18 protein-coding genes are annotated in these 17,235 nt (G+C 72.3%); 13 read left to right on the top strand and 5 right to left on the bottom strand.

The genetic code is table 11. The features are described 5' to 3' along the window. Positions 1-574 (bottom strand): sigma-70 family RNA polymerase sigma factor (locus ACR9ZK_RS15405; RefSeq protein WP_481342828.1); only part of this gene is annotated, 574 nt, incomplete at its 3' end. A 67-nt stretch (positions 575-641) separates the two neighbouring features. Here ACR9ZK_RS15405 and ACR9ZK_RS15400 point away from each other — a divergent pair. The 11 genes from ACR9ZK_RS15400 (at position 642) to ACR9ZK_RS15350 (ending at position 12,580) form a co-directional block, all read left to right on the top strand. Beyond that, the gene (locus ACR9ZK_RS15400; protein WP_481342827.1) at positions 642-1,001 is read left to right on the top strand and encodes an HIT domain-containing protein; all 360 of its coding nucleotides are present in this window, start codon (positions 642-644) and stop codon (positions 999-1,001) included. Beyond that, on the top strand, positions 998-2,572 hold the full coding sequence (locus ACR9ZK_RS15395; RefSeq protein WP_481342826.1) for a S10 family peptidase: 1,575 nt from the start codon (positions 998-1,000) through the stop codon (positions 2,570-2,572). The genes ACR9ZK_RS15400 and ACR9ZK_RS15395 overlap by 4 nt, the downstream gene beginning before the upstream one ends. A gap of 13 nt (positions 2,573-2,585) precedes the next feature. Further along, on the top strand, positions 2,586-3,776 hold the full coding sequence (locus ACR9ZK_RS15390; RefSeq protein WP_481342825.1) for a PhoH family protein: 1,191 nt from the start codon (positions 2,586-2,588) through the stop codon (positions 3,774-3,776). After that, the gene (ybeY, locus tag ACR9ZK_RS15385; protein WP_481342824.1) at positions 3,773-4,240 is read left to right on the top strand and encodes an rRNA maturation RNase YbeY; all 468 of its coding nucleotides are present in this window, start codon (positions 3,773-3,775) and stop codon (positions 4,238-4,240) included. Before ACR9ZK_RS15390 ends, ybeY begins: the two co-directional genes overlap by 4 nt. An 8-nt stretch (positions 4,241-4,248) precedes the next feature. Further along, positions 4,249-5,565, top strand: a complete 1,317-nt coding sequence (locus ACR9ZK_RS15380) for a hemolysin family protein (protein WP_481342823.1) — start codon at positions 4,249-4,251, stop codon at positions 5,563-5,565. Beyond that, entirely contained in the window at positions 5,543-6,490 is a 948-nt protein-coding gene (gene era / locus ACR9ZK_RS15375; protein ID WP_481342822.1) for a GTPase Era, read from the top strand. Before ACR9ZK_RS15380 ends, era begins: the two co-directional genes overlap by 23 nt. Positions 6,491-6,641: 151 nt before the next feature. After that, a complete protein-coding gene (locus ACR9ZK_RS15370) occupies positions 6,642-6,794 on the top strand; it encodes a hypothetical protein (protein ID WP_481342821.1) in 153 nt (50 codons plus the stop codon). Continuing rightward, entirely contained in the window at positions 6,791-8,245 is a 1,455-nt protein-coding gene (locus ACR9ZK_RS15365) for a hypothetical protein (protein WP_481342820.1), read from the top strand. Before ACR9ZK_RS15370 ends, ACR9ZK_RS15365 begins: the two co-directional genes overlap by 4 nt. A gap of 47 nt (positions 8,246-8,292) precedes the next feature. After that, positions 8,293-8,934: a hypothetical protein gene (locus ACR9ZK_RS15360; protein WP_481342819.1), complete on the top strand. Its 642-nt coding sequence runs from the start codon at positions 8,293-8,295 to the stop codon at positions 8,932-8,934. 225 nt (positions 8,935-9,159) lie between these two features. Further along, complete coding sequence (gene leuA / locus ACR9ZK_RS15355; RefSeq protein ID WP_481342818.1) at positions 9,160-10,920, top strand: 2-isopropylmalate synthase; 1,761 nt, start codon at positions 9,160-9,162, stop codon at positions 10,918-10,920. Between the two features lie 82 nt (positions 10,921-11,002). Next, positions 11,003-12,580 (top strand): hypothetical protein, encoded by a 1,578-nt coding sequence (locus ACR9ZK_RS15350; protein WP_481342817.1) that lies wholly within the window; start codon positions 11,003-11,005, stop codon positions 12,578-12,580. A gap of 9 nt (positions 12,581-12,589) precedes the next feature. Here ACR9ZK_RS15350 and ACR9ZK_RS15345 read toward each other — a convergent pair whose 3' ends face one another. After that, positions 12,590-13,459: a maleylpyruvate isomerase family mycothiol-dependent enzyme gene (locus tag ACR9ZK_RS15345; protein WP_481342816.1), complete on the bottom strand. Its 870-nt coding sequence runs from the start codon at positions 13,457-13,459 to the stop codon at positions 12,590-12,592. A gap of 25 nt (positions 13,460-13,484) precedes the next feature. Beyond that, positions 13,485-14,135: an alpha-ketoglutarate-dependent dioxygenase AlkB gene (locus tag ACR9ZK_RS15340; protein ID WP_481342815.1), complete on the bottom strand. Its 651-nt coding sequence runs from the start codon at positions 14,133-14,135 to the stop codon at positions 13,485-13,487. A gap of 156 nt (positions 14,136-14,291) precedes the next feature. Between ACR9ZK_RS15340 and recO the strand changes: the two genes are divergently transcribed. Both recO and ACR9ZK_RS15330 read left to right on the top strand, forming a co-directional pair. After that, complete coding sequence (gene recO, locus ACR9ZK_RS15335) at positions 14,292-15,020, top strand: DNA repair protein RecO (protein ID WP_481342814.1); 729 nt, start codon at positions 14,292-14,294, stop codon at positions 15,018-15,020. A gap of 46 nt (positions 15,021-15,066) precedes the next feature. Then, on the top strand, positions 15,067-15,858 hold the full coding sequence (locus ACR9ZK_RS15330; RefSeq protein ID WP_481342813.1) for an isoprenyl transferase: 792 nt from the start codon (positions 15,067-15,069) through the stop codon (positions 15,856-15,858). A gap of 53 nt (positions 15,859-15,911) precedes the next feature. On the opposite strand, the gene ACR9ZK_RS15325 is transcribed toward ACR9ZK_RS15330, so the two are convergent. Next, positions 15,912-16,841 (bottom strand): SMP-30/gluconolactonase/LRE family protein, encoded by a 930-nt coding sequence (locus tag ACR9ZK_RS15325; protein WP_481342812.1) that lies wholly within the window; start codon positions 16,839-16,841, stop codon positions 15,912-15,914. 170 nt (positions 16,842-17,011) lie between these two features. After that, on the bottom strand, positions 17,012-17,235 hold a 224-nt coding region (locus ACR9ZK_RS15320; protein WP_481342811.1), incomplete at its 5' end, for a Fur family transcriptional regulator.

Below are 17,235 nucleotides of genomic sequence, written 5' to 3'. Positions count from 1 at the left end.
CGAGGGCCCGGGCGATCTGCGCCTCGGACAGGTCGGCGTAGTAGCGCAGCACGAGGACCTCGCGCTGCCGCTCGGGCAGCTCGCGCAGGGCGTCGACCATGGCGTCGCGTCCGACGGCGTGCAGGGCGTGGGACTCGGCGCTGCCCACCCAGCCGCGCCCTGGCGCGTCGGCGGCGCCGGCCTCGCGCGCGGTGTGCCGGTCGACGACGACCGCGTGCCGCTGCACGGACCGGCACCCGTTGACGACCGCGGTCTGCAGGTAGGCGACGACGCGCCCCGAGTCGCGGATCGAGGACCACTGCCGGTGCGTCGCGACGAAGGCGTCCTGGACGACGTCCTCCGCGGCCGCCTGGTCGCGCAGCAGCAGCCAGCCGAGCCGTACCAGCCGGTCCCAGTGCGCGTGGTAGAGCTCGGTGACGGCGACGTCGGGGTCGACGGGCAGGTCACGCTGGCCGGTCTGGTGCGTATGGGCCGTCTGGTGCGTCGGGCCGCCACCCGCTCGCCACGGCGCCGACCCGACGCGGTCGTCCCGGTCACCCGGGCCGGCCGGGCGGTCGACCCGTTCCGACGGCATACGCAACGTTCTCACGGCAAGGAGACGCACAGGTGCACGCCGGGGTTGACACACCTAAGGTGCCTTCATGACCGCGCAGACCCCGACCGACTGCCTCTTCTGCAGGATCGTCGCCGGCGACGTCCCCTCCGACCGGGTGGCCGAGTCGGAGCGGTCCGTCGCGTTCCGCGACATCAGCCCCGCGGCGCCGGTCCACGTGCTCGTCGTGCCGCGCCGGCACGAGCCGACCGTGGGTGCGCTCGCGGTCGCCGACGCCGACGACCTCGCCGACGTCTTCCGGCTCGCCCAGCAGGTCGCCGAGGCCGAGGGCGTCGGTGGGGCGCACCGGCTCATCGCCAACACCGGGCGGGGCGCCGGCCAGACGATCTTCCACGCGCACGTGCACCTCCTCGGCGGTGCCGCCTTCACCGAGAAGGGCATGGTGTGAGCGACCAGCCCCTGTCGCCGGCCACGGACGAGGGCGAGGCCGACGCCAGCCGCGCGCCGAGAGCCGGCGCGTCCGCGCCGGCCGACACGACCACCGGCGCCGACGCGTCCTCGGGCAAGGGCCCCGGGACGGCCACGCCGACCGACGACCTCGTGACGACCCAGCACACGCTGCGCGTCGGGCGCCGGCGGCTCCGGTACACGGCGGTGACCGGACGCGTCGTCCTGCGCGAGGAGGAGCACAAGGACGGAACGTTCGGCGGTCACACGCCCCGCGCCGAGCTGTCGATGACGACGTACACCCTCGACGACGCCGACCCGCGGACCCGGCCGGTCACCTTCGCGTTCAACGGTGGCCCCGGCAGCTCGAGCGTCTGGCTGCACCTGGGCCTGCTCGGGCCCCGCCGGCTCGTCATGGGCGACGTCGGCGCGCTGGCCCCGCCGCCGTACGACCTCGTCGAGAACCCCGAGTCGCTCCTCGCCGTCAGCGACCTCGTGTTCATCGACCCGATGTCGACCGGCTACTCGCGTGCCGTCGAGGGCGGCAAGCCCGGTGAGTACCACGGCTACCGCAAGGACATCGAGTCCGTCGGCGAGCTGATCCGGCTGTGGACCTCGCGCCACAAGCGGTGGATGTCGCCGAAGTTCGTCGCGGGCGAGTCGTACGGCACGCTCCGCGGCGCAGCCCTCGCCGAGCACCTGCAGAGCCGCTACGGCATGTACCTCAACGGGCTGATCCTCATCTCCAGCGTCCTCGACCTCGGCTCGATCGACTTCGAGAACCAGCGCAACGACCGCGCGCACGCGCTCTACCTGCCCACGTATGCGGCGGTGGCGCACTACCACGGCAAGCACGGCCGCCGGTCGCTGCGCACGGTCGTCGGGGAGGCGGAGGCGTACGCGTCGGGTGAGTACCCCCGGGTGCTCGCCCGCGGCTCGCGCCTGACCGCGCCCGAGCGGGCCGACGCCGTGGCCACCGTCGCCCGCCTGTCCGGGCTGTCCGAGGACTACGTGGACCGCGCCGACCTGCGCATCGAGCACTGGCGGTACTTCACCGAGCTGCTGCGCGACCGGCGGCTGTCCGTCGGACGCCTCGACGCCCGGTTCACCGGCCCCGCGGCGGCGGCGATCGCCGAGAACATGGACGCCGACCCGTCCCACGACGCCATCGCCGGCCCGTACTCGGCCGTGTGGAACCACTACGTCCGCGACGAGCTCGGCTACGAGAGCGACCTGCACTACGAGCAGATCAGCCGGCTCGTGCACCCCTGGAGCTACAAGGAGTTCGAGGGCCGGCCCGTCGACGTCTCGCCGCTGCTCGAGCGGGCGATGCGCCAGAACCCGCACCTGCGCGTCCACGTCGCGTACGGCTACTACGACGGCGCCACCCCGCACTTCGCGGCCGAAGACGTCATCGCCCACCTCCAGCTGCCGCCGGAGCGGCTCGCCGCCGACGTCGAGCACGCGTACTACGAGGCCGGCCACATGATGTACGTGCACGAGCCCTCGAGGCTGCAGCAGAGCAAGGACCTCGCCGATTTCGTGGTGAGGTCATCCGGCGCTCCCACGTAGACTCGTGGGCAAGATGAACGACCCATCGCCACGCGGCCACGAGCCCGACAGCCCAGACCCCATCGAGCCCACGGGCCCGGCCCGCAGCAGCGGTGCCGCGGACGGCGGCCGCGCGCCGGACAGTCCGGTCCTGACGCGCGAGATCCCGCCCCCGGTCGAGATGGTCACCCTCCTCGGCCCGCGCGACGAGCTGCTGCGCACCATGGAGCGGCAGTTCCCCCTCGTCGACACGCACGTCCGCGGCAACGAGATGACCTTCACCGGCCCGGCCGGCGAGCTGGACATCATCGACGGCCTGCTCGACGAGCTGCTCACCATCGTGGCCACCGGGCAGCCGCTCAACCGCGACGCCGTCGAGCGCTCGATCGGCATGCTGCGCAGCCAGACCACCGAGCGGCCCGCCGACGTCCTGACGATGAACATCATCAGCAACCGCGGCCGCACCATCCGCCCCAAGACCCTGAACCAGAAGCGCTACGTCGACGCCATCGACGAGCACACCATCGTCTTCGGCATCGGTCCCGCAGGCACCGGCAAGACCTACCTCGCGATGGCCAAGGCCGTCGCGGCCCTGCAGGCCAAGCAGGTCAACCGCATCATCCTGACCCGCCCGGCCGTCGAGGCCGGCGAGCGCCTCGGCTTCCTGCCGGGGACGCTCAACGACAAGATCGACCCGTACCTGCGGCCGCTCTACGACGCGCTGCACGACATGGTCTCTCCCGAGACCATCCCCAAGCTCATGGCGTCCGGCACCATCGAGGTCGCCCCGCTGGCCTACATGCGGGGTCGGTCGCTCAACGACGCGTTCATCATCCTCGACGAGGCCCAGAACACCTCGAGCGAGCAGATGAAGATGTTCCTCACGCGTCTGGGCTTCGGCTCGAAGATGGTCGTCACCGGCGACATCACCCAGGTCGACCTGCCCGACGGCACGCGGTCGGGGCTGACCGTCGTGCGCGACATCCTCGACGGCGTCGAGGACATCCACTTCGCCGAGCTGACCTCCCACGACGTCGTGCGCCACCGGCTCGTCAGCGCCATCGTCGACGCCTACGACCGCAGTGCCTCGCGCGAGGAACGGCGGCGCCAGGAGCGACGGGAGCAGCGTCGGTCCGAACCCCGCGGCGGCGTCCACCGTGGTGAGGAGCGCCGCCGGCGCCCCCAGGGGGAGCGTGGCGGCGAGGCCCGGGAGGCGGGCGCGTGAGCATCGACGTCCTCAACGAGACCGACGCGGCGGTCGACGAGCTCGAGCTGCTCGCGTGCGCGACGTACGTCATGGAGCAGATGCGCGTGCACCCGCAGGCCGACCTGTGCATCAAGCTCGTCGACGAGGACGCCATGGAGGTCCTCCACGTGCAGTGGATGGACCTGCCCGGCCCGACCGACGTCATGAGCTTCCCGATGGACGAGCTTCGGCCGGGCCGCGAGGGCCAGGAACCGGAGGAGGGCACGCTCGGCGACATCGTGCTGTGCCCGTCGGTCGCCACGAAACAGGCCGTCGAGGCCGGGCACGCGCCCATCGAGGAGATGCTCCTGCTGACGACGCACGGCATCCTGCACCTGCTCGGCTACGACCACGCCGAGCCGGACGAGGAGCGCGAGATGTTCGAGCTGCAGCGCCAGCTGCTGCTGACGTTCCTCGCCACGCGCAACCGTCCCAGCGCCTGAGGTCCCCCGTGCTACCGCAGCTCGTCCTGCCGGCGCTGATCAGCATCGTCGTCGCGTTCGTCCTGTCCGCCGCCGAGGCCGCGATCTTCCGGATGTCCCGGGTGCGCGCCCAGGAGCTCTGGGACGAGGGTCGCTCGGGTGCCAAGTCCCTGCTGACCGTCGTCGCCGACTCGCCCGCCTACCTGGCCGTCATCGCGTTCCTGCGCGTCGTCGCGGAGGCGACGACGGCCGTGCTCGTCACGCTCGCCGTCGCCGGACAGGTCGCCTCGACGTGGAGCCGGGCGCTCATCAGCATCGCCATCATGGCGGTCGTCTCGTTCGTCGTCGTCGGGGTGTCCCCGCGCACGCTGGGGCGGCGCAACTACGACACCGTCGCCCTCTGGAGCGCGCCCTTCGCCGTCGGCCTGCGCCGGGTCCTCGGTCCGGTCGCCAAGCTGCTCGTGGTGCTCGGCAACGCCGTGACCCCGGGCAAGGGGTACTCCGACGGGCCCTTCCAGACCGAGTCCGAGCTGCGCGACCTCGTCGACATCGCCGGGGAGTCCGACGTCATCGAGGAGGACGAGCGGGAGATGATCCACTCGGTCTTCGAGCTCGGTGACACCGTGGCCCGCGAGGTCATGGTCCCGCGCACCGACATGGTGACGATCGACGCCGACAAGACGCTGCGCGGCGCCATGTCGCTGTTCCTGCGCTCCGGCTTCTCCCGCATCCCGGTGATCGGGGAGGACAGCGACGACGTGCGCGGCCTGCTCTACTTCAAGGACGTCGCCCGTCGACTCACGGCCGCCCCGGAGGACGCCAAGCACCTGGCGACCGAGGTGATGCGACCCATGCACTTCGTGCCCGAGAGCAAGCCGGTCGACGACCTCCTGCGCGAGATGCAGCAGGAGCAGAACCACTTCGCCATCGTCGTCGACGAGTACGGCGGCACCGCGGGCCTCGTCACGATCGAGGACATCATCGAGGAGATCGTCGGCGAGATCGCCGACGAGCACGACCGCGAGGCCCCCGGCGTGGAGCAGCTGGAGAACGGGACGCTGCGCGTCCCGGCGTCCATGGACATCGACGACCTCGCCGAGCTGTTCGACGTCACCATCGACGAGGAGGACGTCGACACCGTGGGCGGCCTGCTCACCAAGGTCATCGGCCGCGTCCCGATCGTCGGCTCGTCCGGCCGGGTCGCGGGGCTCGAGCTGACGGCCGAGCGGATGGCCGGGCGCCGCCACCGCGTCGCGTCGGTCATCGTGCACCGGGCGCAGGTGGAGGACACTGACGGCGAGACGAGCGAGACGGAGGACGCCCATGGCCACGCGAGCGGGCACTGACAGCACCGGCGGGCAGGCGCCCTACCGGGCCGGGTTCGCGTGTCTGGTGGGCCGGCCCAACGCCGGCAAGTCGACGCTGACCAACGCGCTCGTCGGCCAGAAGGTCGCCATCACGAGCTCGAAGCCGCAAACGACGCGGCACACGATCCGCGGCGTCGCCACGACGCCCGAGGCGCAGCTGATCCTCGTCGACACCCCGGGCCTGCACAAGCCGCGCACGCTCCTCGGTGAGCGCCTCAACGACCTCGTCCGCGAGACGCTCCTCGAGGTGGACGTCGTCGGCTTCTGCCTGCCGGCGGACCAGCGTCCCGGACCGGGTGACGCGTTCATCGCCAACGAGCTCACCGAGCTGCGCTCGGTGCGCCGCCGGCCCGTCGTCGCCATCGCGACCAAGGCCGACGCCGTCGACCGCGACCGCCTGGCCGAGCACCTCATCGCCATCGACCGGCTGGGGGAGTGGGACGCCATCATCCCGTGCTCCGCGGTGTCCGGCGAGCAGGTGGTCGAGGTCCGTGACCTCCTCGCGTCCTACCTGCCCGAGTCGCCGCAGCTCTACCCCGACGGTGTCCTCACCGACGAGCCCGAGGCGGTCATGATCGCCGAGCTCGTGCGCGAGGCGGCGCTCGAGGGCGTCCGCGACGAGCTGCCGCACTCACTGGCCGTCGTCGTGGAGGAGATGGTGCCACGCGAGGACCGCCCCGAGGACAACCCGCTGCTCGACGTGCGCGTCAACGTCTTCGTCGAGCGGCCGAGCCAGAAGGCCATCGTCATCGGTCGCGGGGGATCGCGGCTGCGCGAGGTCGGCACCAACGCCCGCAAGGGGATCGAGGCGCTGCTCGGGCAGAAGGTCTTCCTCGACCTGCACGTCAAGGTCGCGAAGGACTGGCAGCGCGACCCCAAGCAGCTGCAGCGCCTGGGTTTCTGACGGGGTCGATCGTCGCCGCGGCGTCTCCTCGTGAGCGCTGCGTCTGCTCGTCGGCGGCCCACCGCTGACCAGGAGACACGAGCGGTACCAGCCGACGTTTCGCGGCACGTCCCCGCCGTCGGGCCTAGGCTGGAGGTGACGAGGAGGCGACATGTCCGAGATGCCGGCGCACGACCACGAGCTCGAGGTGCTCGAGGAGGACCAGAACGTCCCGCCACGTCCCGAGGAGCAGATCGCGGATGTTCGAGACCGGCCCGCCCCGTCCGGCGAGCAGGAGGACGACTCCGCGTCACCCTCGTCATGAGCGGGGACCCACTGCTCGAGTCGAGTGACCCCTGGGGTCGCAACGACCCACCGGTCGTCTCGGACGCCGACCTCCCACCGCTGCCGCCGGTTCTCGCAGACATCGTCGCGGCGTTCGAGAACGGTGACCGGGTCAGGGCGCCGGAGGGAGGCCCCGACTCGTGGCCCGGAGGCAACGACCTCCTCGAGGTCCGGGCTCTCGCCAGGGAGGGCTGGGCTCCCGTGTCATCGGGTCGGTTCGGCGACGCCTGCGACCTGCTGCCCGCGATCTGGCCACGCCGGGAGCGCTGCTGGCTCGTCGACCGGGTGCCGGAGCTTTGCGTCGTGTCCTACGGGCAGGACGAGGCGTTCATCGAGCCTGACATGCGCAGCCGGGCCCGTGGGCGTTGGGAGGTCGCACGCCTCGCGAGGACGGTGGGGCTGCCGCCTCCGCCGGCGAACCGGCTCTGGCTGTTGCGCTCGCCGTGGCCGAGCCTGCGGATCGGCGGGCTGCTGCGGCTCGTCAGGCAGGTGCGCGACGAGGACCACCTGGGCTGGGACGCCGTCGGCACGATGAGGGCGGCCCAGCGTGTTCTCGCCGGCACGGAGGAGCAGGCCTGGGACCGGTGGCACGGGCCGCGTGCCGAGGCCGCGAGGGCCTGGCTCGCCGACGGTCACCTCGGGGCGGACGTCGATCGCTGGATCGACCTCGGCCTCGGACCCGCAGATCTGGACGTGCTCACCCGTTCGGTCGATGATGGTGGCGCCGGCCTACCCGTCGAGAAGGTCGCCGACTGGTGCCGCACGGTCAGCCTCGGCAACGACCCCCGCGAGGACGTCGTGGATCGAGTCCGGGAGTGGCGAGCGACCGGACTGCCGGCCGACGCGCCGGTCGGGCGGTTGATGTCCGTGATGTACGAGCGGAGGCCGGCAGAGATCGTGCCCTGGCTGCAGGCCGGGTTCGCAGCGAGCGACATCGCCGTGTGGGAGGCCAACGACCTACCCCGGGCGACCCGCTGGCGGGACGCCGGTTTCGACGCGCGGACGGCGCACTGCCTCGTCGTGGCCGACCCGACCCTGACGCCGGACGAGGCGATCGCGTTCGACGCGGCCGGCATCGACCCCTCGCGACGTCACCGTTGGGTTGCCGCCGGCTTCTCGGCCGCCGAGGCGCGCGAGTGGACCGACCTCGACGTCGTCGCGTCGGAAGCCCGGGTCTGGCGGTCGCTCGGGCTCGGGCCCGACGACGCCCGTGCACAGCGCGTCGCGGGCGCGGCGGGGCCCTTGCCCGCGGGTTTCGAGACCGGCTGGGCTGCAGTCGGGTCCGACCGCGACGACATGAGCTTCGGGGTGAGCGACCCACCGGGCACCCGCGGCAGCACGGCCGCTGAGCACGGGATGGGTGCGTGGGCACCGGCTCCCGAGGGCCCGGGTTTCGAGGATCCGGACCCGTTCGCCTCGCCCACCCCTTAGCGTCGTCCCGCCGGCTGATGGGCCCGGCACGTCGGGGGGAGCCGCGGGTGCAGTACACCTACACGGACGTCACGGACCGTTCCGACCTCGTCGCGCCCTTTCCGGAGGTCGTGGCGGCGTTCGAGGAGGCCGGCTGGCGTCCGCTCGGCCGCTACGCGCTCGAGCTGCCCGAGCGAGCCCTGCAGCGGATCGTGGCCGGGTACGCAGAGCCGGCGCGGTCGGAGTTCGCGGCTCACCTGCCCGACGTCGCGACGGTCCTCGTGTCCGCCGACGGGACGACGAGCGCGTTCGTGTCCTGGTTCTGGGTGAGCCCGCCGTCCGGTTCGCGAGCGTCCTCGACGACGGCATGCTCGTGGAGAGCTCCGCGGGCCCACCGGGCGCATGTCACCGAACGTGGCTCCGCCGCCACGCCGCTGGGAGGCCTTGACGACGCGATCGCCTTGCGCCGCAGGTCCTTCGAGCATGACCTCCGGGTCCGACGTCGCGTGACCACCGCGGTCGCGCTGGTGGTCCTCCTCGCGGCCGTCGTCCTCGGCATCACCTCATCGCTCGTGCCGGTCATCCGCGACCTCCCGCCGGCCGGCACCCTCGTCGAGGGCGCCGTCCTCCTGGCCGTCGTCTGGCTCGCCCAGGGGTGGGCGCTGCGGACCGTCTCGTACGTGCGATGGATCCGTCCGGCGTACCGCTGAGCGGTCCGAGCGACGCCGACCGCGGCTCGAGAGCCGGGTCTCAGGATGCGGGCAGCGTTCCCGAGGGGTGGACGCGGGCGCGTCGACCGGCATACCGTAATGCCGTGCGTGCGGTGAGCCTCCTCCTTCTCTGCCGCGACGAGGCCTGATCCCGGCCCTCCTCGTCGCGGAGTTTCCCGTGTCCGGCCGGACACCGAGCGAAACGCAGACGAAGAGAGTGACGCGATGATCCACCCCCAGCAGACGTCGGGAATGCCGTTCCAGAAGTACGTCCCGTTCCACGAGCAGCTCCCCTTCGAGCTCCCGGACCGCACCTGGCCCGGCAAACGCATCGAGCAGGCCCCGCGCTGGTGCGCCGTCGACCTTCGCGACGGCAACCAGGCCCTCATCGACCCGATGAACACCGAGCGCAAGCTGCGCATGTTCCAGCTGCTCGTGAAGATGGGCTACAAGGAGATCGAGGTCGGCTTCCCGTCGGCGAGCCAGACCGACTTCGACTTCGTCCGCGAGCTGATCCAGGGCGGCCACATCCCCGACGACGTGACGATCCAGGTGCTGACACAGTGCCGGGACCACCTCATCGAGCGCACCTACGACGCCATCGCCGGCGCCAAGCAGGCCATCGTCCACTTCTACAACTCGACGTCCGTGCTCCAGCGTCGCGTCGTCTTCGGCCTCGACCAGGACGGCATCATCGACATCGCGGTCCAGGCCGCACGCCTGTGCCGCAAGCTCGAGGAGACCGTCCCCGACACGACGATCTACTACGAGTACTCGCCCGAGTCCTACACCGGCACCGAGCTCGAGTTCGCGATGCGCATCTGCAACGCCGTCATCGACGTCATCGACCCGACGCCGGACCACAAGATGATCGTCAACCTTCCGGCGACCGTCGAGATGGCCACGCCCAACGTGTACGCCGACTCCATCGAGTGGATGATCCGCCACATCGAGCGGCGTGAGTCGGTCGTCGTCAGCCTGCATCCCCACAACGACCGGGGCACCGGCGTCGCGGCGGCCGAGCTGGGCTACCTGGCCGGCGCGGACCGCATCGAGGGCTGCCTCTTCGGCAACGGTGAGCGCACCGGCAACGTCTGCCTCGTGACGCTCGGGATGAACCTGTTCAGCCAGGGCATCGACCCCCAGATCGACTTCAGCGACATCGACGAGGTGCGCCGCACCGTCGAGTACTGCAACCAGCTGCCGGTGGGCGAGCGGCACCCCTACGGCGGCGACCTCGTCTTCACGGCCTTCTCCGGGTCGCACCAGGACGCCATCAAGAAGGGCTTCGAGGCCATGGCCTCCGAGGCGAAGGAGAAGGGCACGAGCGTCGACGACCTCGTCTGGGGCGTCCCCTACCTGCCGATCGACCCGCACGACCTCGGCCGGTCCTACGAGGCGGTCGTCCGCGTCAACAGCCAGTCCGGCAAGGGCGGCGTGTCCTACATCATGAAGTCCGAGCACCAGATGGACCTGCCGCGGCGCCTGCAGATCGAGTTCTCCGGCGTCGTCCAGCGAGGCGTCGACCAGGACGGCGGCGAGGTCTCGCCGGCGGCGCTGTGGGCTCGGTTCCAGGACGAGTACCTGCCGAACCCGGCTGCTCCGTGGGGCCGGTTCGACCTCGTCAACGTCGTCACGGACTCGACCGTCGACGGTGCGAGCACCATCGAGGCGACCGTCACCGACCGTGGCGAGCCGGTGACGGTGAGCGGCACCGGCAACGGACCCATCGCCGCGTTCGTCGCGGCCCTGGGCACCATCGAGGGCACGCCCGACGTCCGCGTCCTCGACTACGCCGAGCACGCGCTGTCCGCCGGTGGCGACGCCCGGGCCGCCGCCTACGTCGAGTGCGCCGTCGGCGACCGCGTCCTCTGGGGTGTCGGCGTCGACTCCTCGATCGTCACCGCGTCCATCAAGGCCATCGTGTCGGCCGTCAACCGCGCCGAGCGCGACGCGGCCGCCGCCACCTCGGTCCCCGGCGCCTGACCTGCCGAGCCCGTTCCGCGACGGCCCGGGGCCCCGTGCCCCGGGCCGGCGCCGACCCGGCGCTCCGGTAGGTTCTGGGCCCATGGACTCCGCCCTCGGCCGGACGCTGCTCCGGCTCGTCGGCGCCGGCCTGCTCGCGGTCGCCCTCGTCGGGCTGCTCGCTCCGCGCGCCGTCAACACCCCGCACCGCTGGTACGTCGTCGTGCCGGCCTGCGTCCTGCTGCTGGTGCTCGCGACGTTCGTCCGCGCGCCGCGGTGGGTCCACGGCCGATGGGTCGTCCCCGTCGTCTCCGCGGCCGGTGGGGTCGTCGCGACGCTCGTGGGGCTCGCGGGACGCTACGACTACGGCTGGGACGCCCGCGTCGCCCTCGACCTCGCGCGCGACCTGCACGCCGGTCGCCCGCTCGGCGACGCCGGCTACGACTACCTCTCGCTCTACCCCAACAACCTCCCGCTCCTCGCGATCGACCGCGGCGGCGTCGAGCTCGGCTCGCTCCTCGGGCTCGCGCCCGATGCCGTCCTCATCACCCTGAACGGGGCCTGCGTCGCAGTGACGCTGCTGGCCGTGGGTGCCATGGTGCGTCGGGCTCGTGGTGCCGCCGCTGCGGTCGCCGCCCAGCTGGGCACGCTCGTCCTCGTCGGGACGAGCCCGTGGCTCGCCGTGCCCTACACCGACTACTACGCGATGCCGTTCCTCGCGGTCGGGGTCGCCCTCGCCGGCCGCGCGCTGCTCCCCGGAGTGCGTGACGCCCCCCGCGCGTCGCCCGGCTCGCGCACCGCTCGCGCGCTGACGTGGGTGGGCGCCGCCGTCTGCTACGGGATCGCCTACGCGATCAAGACGACGCCCGCGGTCGCCGTCATCGCGACGGCGCTCACCGTCGTCGTGGCGGTGTTCGATGGCGACCACGCGCCCCGAGGCCGGGTCACCGCCCTCGCCGCGAGCCTCGTCGCCGTCGGCGTCTTCCTCGCGGTCGCCGTCGCCGCGCCCGGCGTGGCGGCGGCCGCCTCCGGCATCGAGACCGGTCGCGTGCGCGCCGGCGTCTCACCTCCGGTCCTGTGGTGGGTGGCCAACGGCCTGAGCGAGCACGTCGCCCCGGACGGCGTCGTCAGCTACGGCACGTACTCGCGCGAGATGGTCGAGGCCATCGAGGGGCGCTCCCCGCAGCAGATGACCGACTACGCCCGCGCCTACATCGCCGACCGCTGGGCCGAGCGCGGGCCCGGGGGCACGCTCGCCTTCTACGCGGAGAAGGCGGCCTGGAACTGGGGCGACGGCATGTTCTGGGCCTGGGGGGAGGGAGCGGACTCGCTTCCCGGAAGGCTCGCCGACGCGGACGGTGTCGTCGGAGTCGTCCACTCGCTCAACGGTTTCCACGGGACCGCGTACGGGTGGCGAGTCGACCTCACCCAGGCGCTGTGGCTGGCGGTGCTGCTGGTCGGGGGCGTCGGACTGCTGCGGGCTCCCTACCGGCGCGACGTCCTGCTCGTCGCCCTCGCCGTGCTCGGCATCGCGGCGTTCACGCTGCTGTTCCAGGGGCGGTCCCGCTACGTCTTCACCTTCGCACCGCTCGTCGTCGCGCTCGCCGCGATGACCCGGACGGGCGTCGGGACGCGGCATCGCCGGCCGCGTGGTTCCGACGCCGCGTCCGCCGCGGGCTGACGCGTCCGGTCAGTCGATCGAGCCCCGCACGACCGCGTCGACCGCCGACAGGGCGTCCGGGTCGCCGGTACGCGCCAGCCCGCCGGCCATCGGCCGGTTCCACAGCCAGCAGTCGAGGTCGGCGGCGGTGCCGCACACCTGGGGCGACGACGCTTTCGAGGCGTCCGACCCGTCCGAGAGGTCCGTGCCTGCCTCCATGGTGGGCCCGTCGGCGACGAGGAACCGCAGCAGGTCGATGTCGCGGCCCTCGTAGGTGCCGGTGACACGTACCGGGGTGACGGTCCACGTGTGCATCGTGTCGACGGTGACGACGGTGACCGGCGCCCCGAGCGGCGCGTGCTCGAGCCCCGGCTCGGGCTCGTAGCCGCGCATGATGCGAAGGGCCTCGTCGACCCCGTCGGCCGCGAGCCGGGCGTCGATCGCGGCGCGGTCCTCCGGCGCGATGCCCGCGGTGGCCTCGGCGTCGAGGCGGTGCACGAGGGCCTCGTGGGCCTGCCTGCGGCGGATGTAGCCGGCGGTGTGCTCGTCGGCCCACATCCACAGCTCGGTGTCGGGTGGGAGCTGCGAGAGCTGCTCGTGCAGCCGGCCGCTCGACGCGTCGAAGGCCTCGACGAGGGCGGCACGGCCCTCCGGTCGCGGCGGCCGCGCGTCGCCGTGCGCCTCGACCTGCTCGGCCGTCGTCAGGCGGTTCTCGGCGATCTCACCCCAGAACCACTGGACGTCGGCGAGGTGCCACAGCAGGTCGTCGGCGTCCCAGTCCGGGCACGTCGGCACGGTGGTCCCGGCCGGTACGCCGGCGAGGACCTCGCGGAAACGGGCCGACTCGGCGGCGAGGTGGTCGAGGAAGGGAAGGTCTGCACCCGATGGGGCAGAGGGCATGCGGACTCCTTGGTCGTGCGAGCGGTCAGCGGACTCCCGCGACGCGGAACTGGACGGAGATGCGGGGCCCCATCGGCTCGGACGTCTTCGGGACCGCATGGTCCCACGTGCGCTGGCAGGAGCCGCCCATCACCACGAGGTCACCATGGCCCAAGGGGTAGCGCAAGCTCTTCTGCGTCGTGCCGGGGATCGCACCACCGTCGCGCGGGCGCAGGGCGAGCACCCTCGGCGACCCGAGCGACAGGATCGCGACCATCGTGTCGCTGTCTCTGGAGCGCCCGATGCGGTCACCGTGCCAGGCGACGCTGTCGTGACCGTCGCGGTACAGGCACAGCCCCGCCGTGACGAACGGCTCGCCCAGCTCGCTCGCGTAGTGCGCGCTCAGTGCGTCGCGGGCCTGGTCGAGCAGGGGGTGCGGGAGGCGTTCTCCGGCCGCGTAGAACTTCGTGAGCCGCGGGACGTCCACGACGTTGTCGTACATCTGCCGCCGCTCGGCGTGCCAGGGCACGTCGTGCAGGAGGGCCGAGAACAGCGCGTCGCCCGCCGCCAGCCAGCCGGGCCGTACGTCCACCCACGCCCCGTGGGCCAGGGCGTGGCGGCGCAGGCCGGTGCCGACGTCGCGCAGCGTCATCTCGTCGGTGAGGTCGAGCAGCGACCCCTGAAGGGTGAGGTCCATGCCGCCACTGTAACGCACCAGGTCGAACACGTGTTCGAGACTGCGCGCGGATCTCGTCGGCCGGTGCCGCCGTCCTTCCCGGGCGCCGGTGCGGTGGCGTAGGAGCCTGCGGCGCGTGCGCGCGTCGTGACGCCGGCCGCGGGGGAGAATGGGCCCATGCCCCTCTACCGCGACGAGGCGATCGTCCTGCGCACGCACAAGCTGGGCGAGGCCGACCGCATCATCACGATGCTGACCCGCACCCGCGGGCGCGTGCGGGCCGTCGCCAAGGGCGTCCGGCGGACGAAGTCCCGGTTCGGCTCACGTCTCGAACCGGGCATGGTCGTCGACGTCCAGTGCTACGAGGGCCGCAACCTCGACACCGTGACCCAGGTCGAGACCCTCGCGCCGTACGGCGACGCGATCGCCCGCGACTACACGGCCTACACGTGCGCGACGTCGATGCTCGAGACGGCGCTGCAGCTGACCGAGGAGCACGAGCCCCAGACCCAGCAGTACCTCCTCCTCGCCGGGGCGCTGCGCTCCCTGGCCGAGCGCACCCACGAGCCCGGCCTCGTCCTCGACGCGTACCTGCTGCGCTCCCTCGCCGTCGCCGGTTGGGCGCCGAGCTTCGTCGACTGTGCGCGCTGCGGCGCCGACGGACCGCACCGCGCCTTCAACGTCCAGGCGGGTGGGGCGGTGTGCTCCTCGTGCCGGCCGCCCGGCTCGACGGCGCCCGCGCCGGAGACGTTCGAGCTGCTCGCTGCCCTGCTCTCGGGCGACTGGGACCTCGCCGACGAGAGCGACCCGCGCCACCGCCGGCAGGGCAACGGCATGGTGTCGGCGTTCCTCCAGTGGCACATCGAGCGGGGGCTACGCTCCCTACGGCTCGTCGAGCGCGCCTGAGCCCGAAGCCGATCCGTCCACCGCACCTCCCACCGACCGGAGAGCCATGCCCGCCGCCACCCCGTACGCCCGGCCCTTCCCGCACCCCTCGGGAGCCACCGCCCCGGTCATCCCGGCCGGTGCGCTGCCCGGACACGTCGCGATCGTCATGGACGGCAACGGCCGGTGGGCCAACCAGCGCGGGCTGCCGCGCACCAAGGGCCACGAGGCGGGAGAGGCGTCGCTGCTCGACGTCGTCGCGGGCGCCATCGAGGTCGGGGTCACCCACCTGTCCGCGTACGCCTTCTCGACGGAGAACTGGCGCCGGTCGCCCGAGGAGGTGCGGTTCCTCATGGGCTTCAACCGCGACGTCATCCGCCGCCGCCGCGACCAGCTGCACGAGTGGGGCGTGCGGATGCGGTGGGTCGGGCGCGCGCCGCGACTGTGGCGCTCGGTGATCAAGGAGCTCGAGGTCGCCCAGGAGCTGACGCAGCACAACACCGGGCTGACTCTCTACTTCTGCGTCAACTACGGCGGTCGCGCCGAGATCGCCGACGCCGTCCAGCGGATCGCCCACGACGTCAAGGACGGTCGCCTCCGGCCCGGCTCGGTCGACGAGAGGACGATCAAGAGGTACCTCGACGAGCCGACGATGCCCGACGTCGACCTGTTCGTGCGCTCCTCGGGTGAGCAGCGCACGAGCAACTTCCTCCTGTGGCAGTCGGCGTACGCCGAGATGGTGTTCCAGAACCGGCTGTGGCCCGACTACGACCGCCGCGACCTCTGGGCCGCCGTCGAGGAGTACGTCGCCCGCGACCGACGGTACGGCGGCGCGGTCGACGCCCCCACCCGGTCCTGACGACCGCGCCCGAGGCGCGCGGCTCGGGAGCGGAGCGCCGGGTGGGGTAGGCCTCAGCGGTCGACGAGGACGACGTCGTACGTGCTCGCCGTGGGCGGGAACCCGGTGTCGAACTTCGCGTTGACGACCGCGAGCCGGTCACCGAACCGCGCGACGGTCGTCGGGATCTCGAAGCTGTCGCTCGTCACCGTGCGCAGCAGCCGTCCCGAGGACAGGTCGCCGGAGAGGCGGAACTCGGAGACCTCGTTGGAGAAGTTCTGCACGGCGTAGACGGTCCGTCCCTCGAGCAGGATGCCGTCCACGTTCGGCACGCTGACCCCGGCGATCGTCGCGCTCCGGCCGGTGACGGGATCCACGGTGATGAGCGTTCCGGAGTTGCTGTGCGCGACGACGAGCGTCCTGCCGTCGGCAGTCGCCTGGATGCCGTTGTTGTTGAAGCCCGGGAGCACGACGGCGGCCGGACCGTGCAGGTCGAGCGTCCGAGCCGCGCCGAGGGCTCCGCTCGGGCTGACCGGGACGAAGTAGAGCCTGGCCTGGGCCGAGTCGGTGAACCAGGCACCTGTCTTCGTCAACGCGACGTCGTTGATGACCGAGGTGGTGGTGCTCAGCTGGTACGTGGCGACCGAGGCGCCGGTGTCCACGTCGTACACGTAGGCCTGCCCGGTGAAACCGCCGGCGACGAAGAGCAGCCGGTGCGCCAGGTCGACCCGCAGCCCGAGGGCCATCCGCCCCGCGGGCGCGTCGATGAACCTCGATGCGGTGCCGGTCCGCACGTCACCGCGGAAGATGTCGCCGGTGAACAGCTCACCGGCGTAGAACGTCGTCCCGCTGCCGCTGGCGATGCCTTCCGCGGACTGCGCGCCCGGAAGCACGATCGGCGGCGGCTCCTCGTGGGCGGCCTGGGCGGGAGCGTTCAGACCCATCAGGGCCAGCAGGCCAGCGACGGTGACCGCCACGAGGCGGTGCCTTCCGGGAACGGGCATGGGACTCTCCTTCGCACGACTCGGGTGACGCACCACCGCCGGTGGCGGTCTCGCAAGCGTCCCGCCGCGCCCGCACGGTGGGCAAGATGGCGAGTCGGGGCATACCGGGCCGGTTGGCCCGGGCCCGGGACCGCTCGCCCGTGCGGGCGTCGCGGGGGTCGACGCGGGTCTCAGGAGCGGCTGCAGTCGGGGCAGGTGCCGAAGATCTCGAGCGTGTGGGTGACACCGGTGAAGCCGTGGTCGCCCGCAACCTTCTCGGCCCACCTCTCGACGGCCGGTCCCTCCACCTCGACGGTGCGCCCGCAGGCGCGGCACACGAGATGGTGGTGGTGGTGCGTCGAGCACGCGCGGTAGACGGCCTCGCCGTCGTCGGTGCGCAGGACGTCGATGCTGC

It is taken from the genome of Monashia sp. HAY1-5C, from assembly GCF_056755255.1.
The sequence above is the reverse complement of the archived record's forward strand: the minus strand, read 5'-3'. Positions and strand labels throughout refer to the sequence as shown.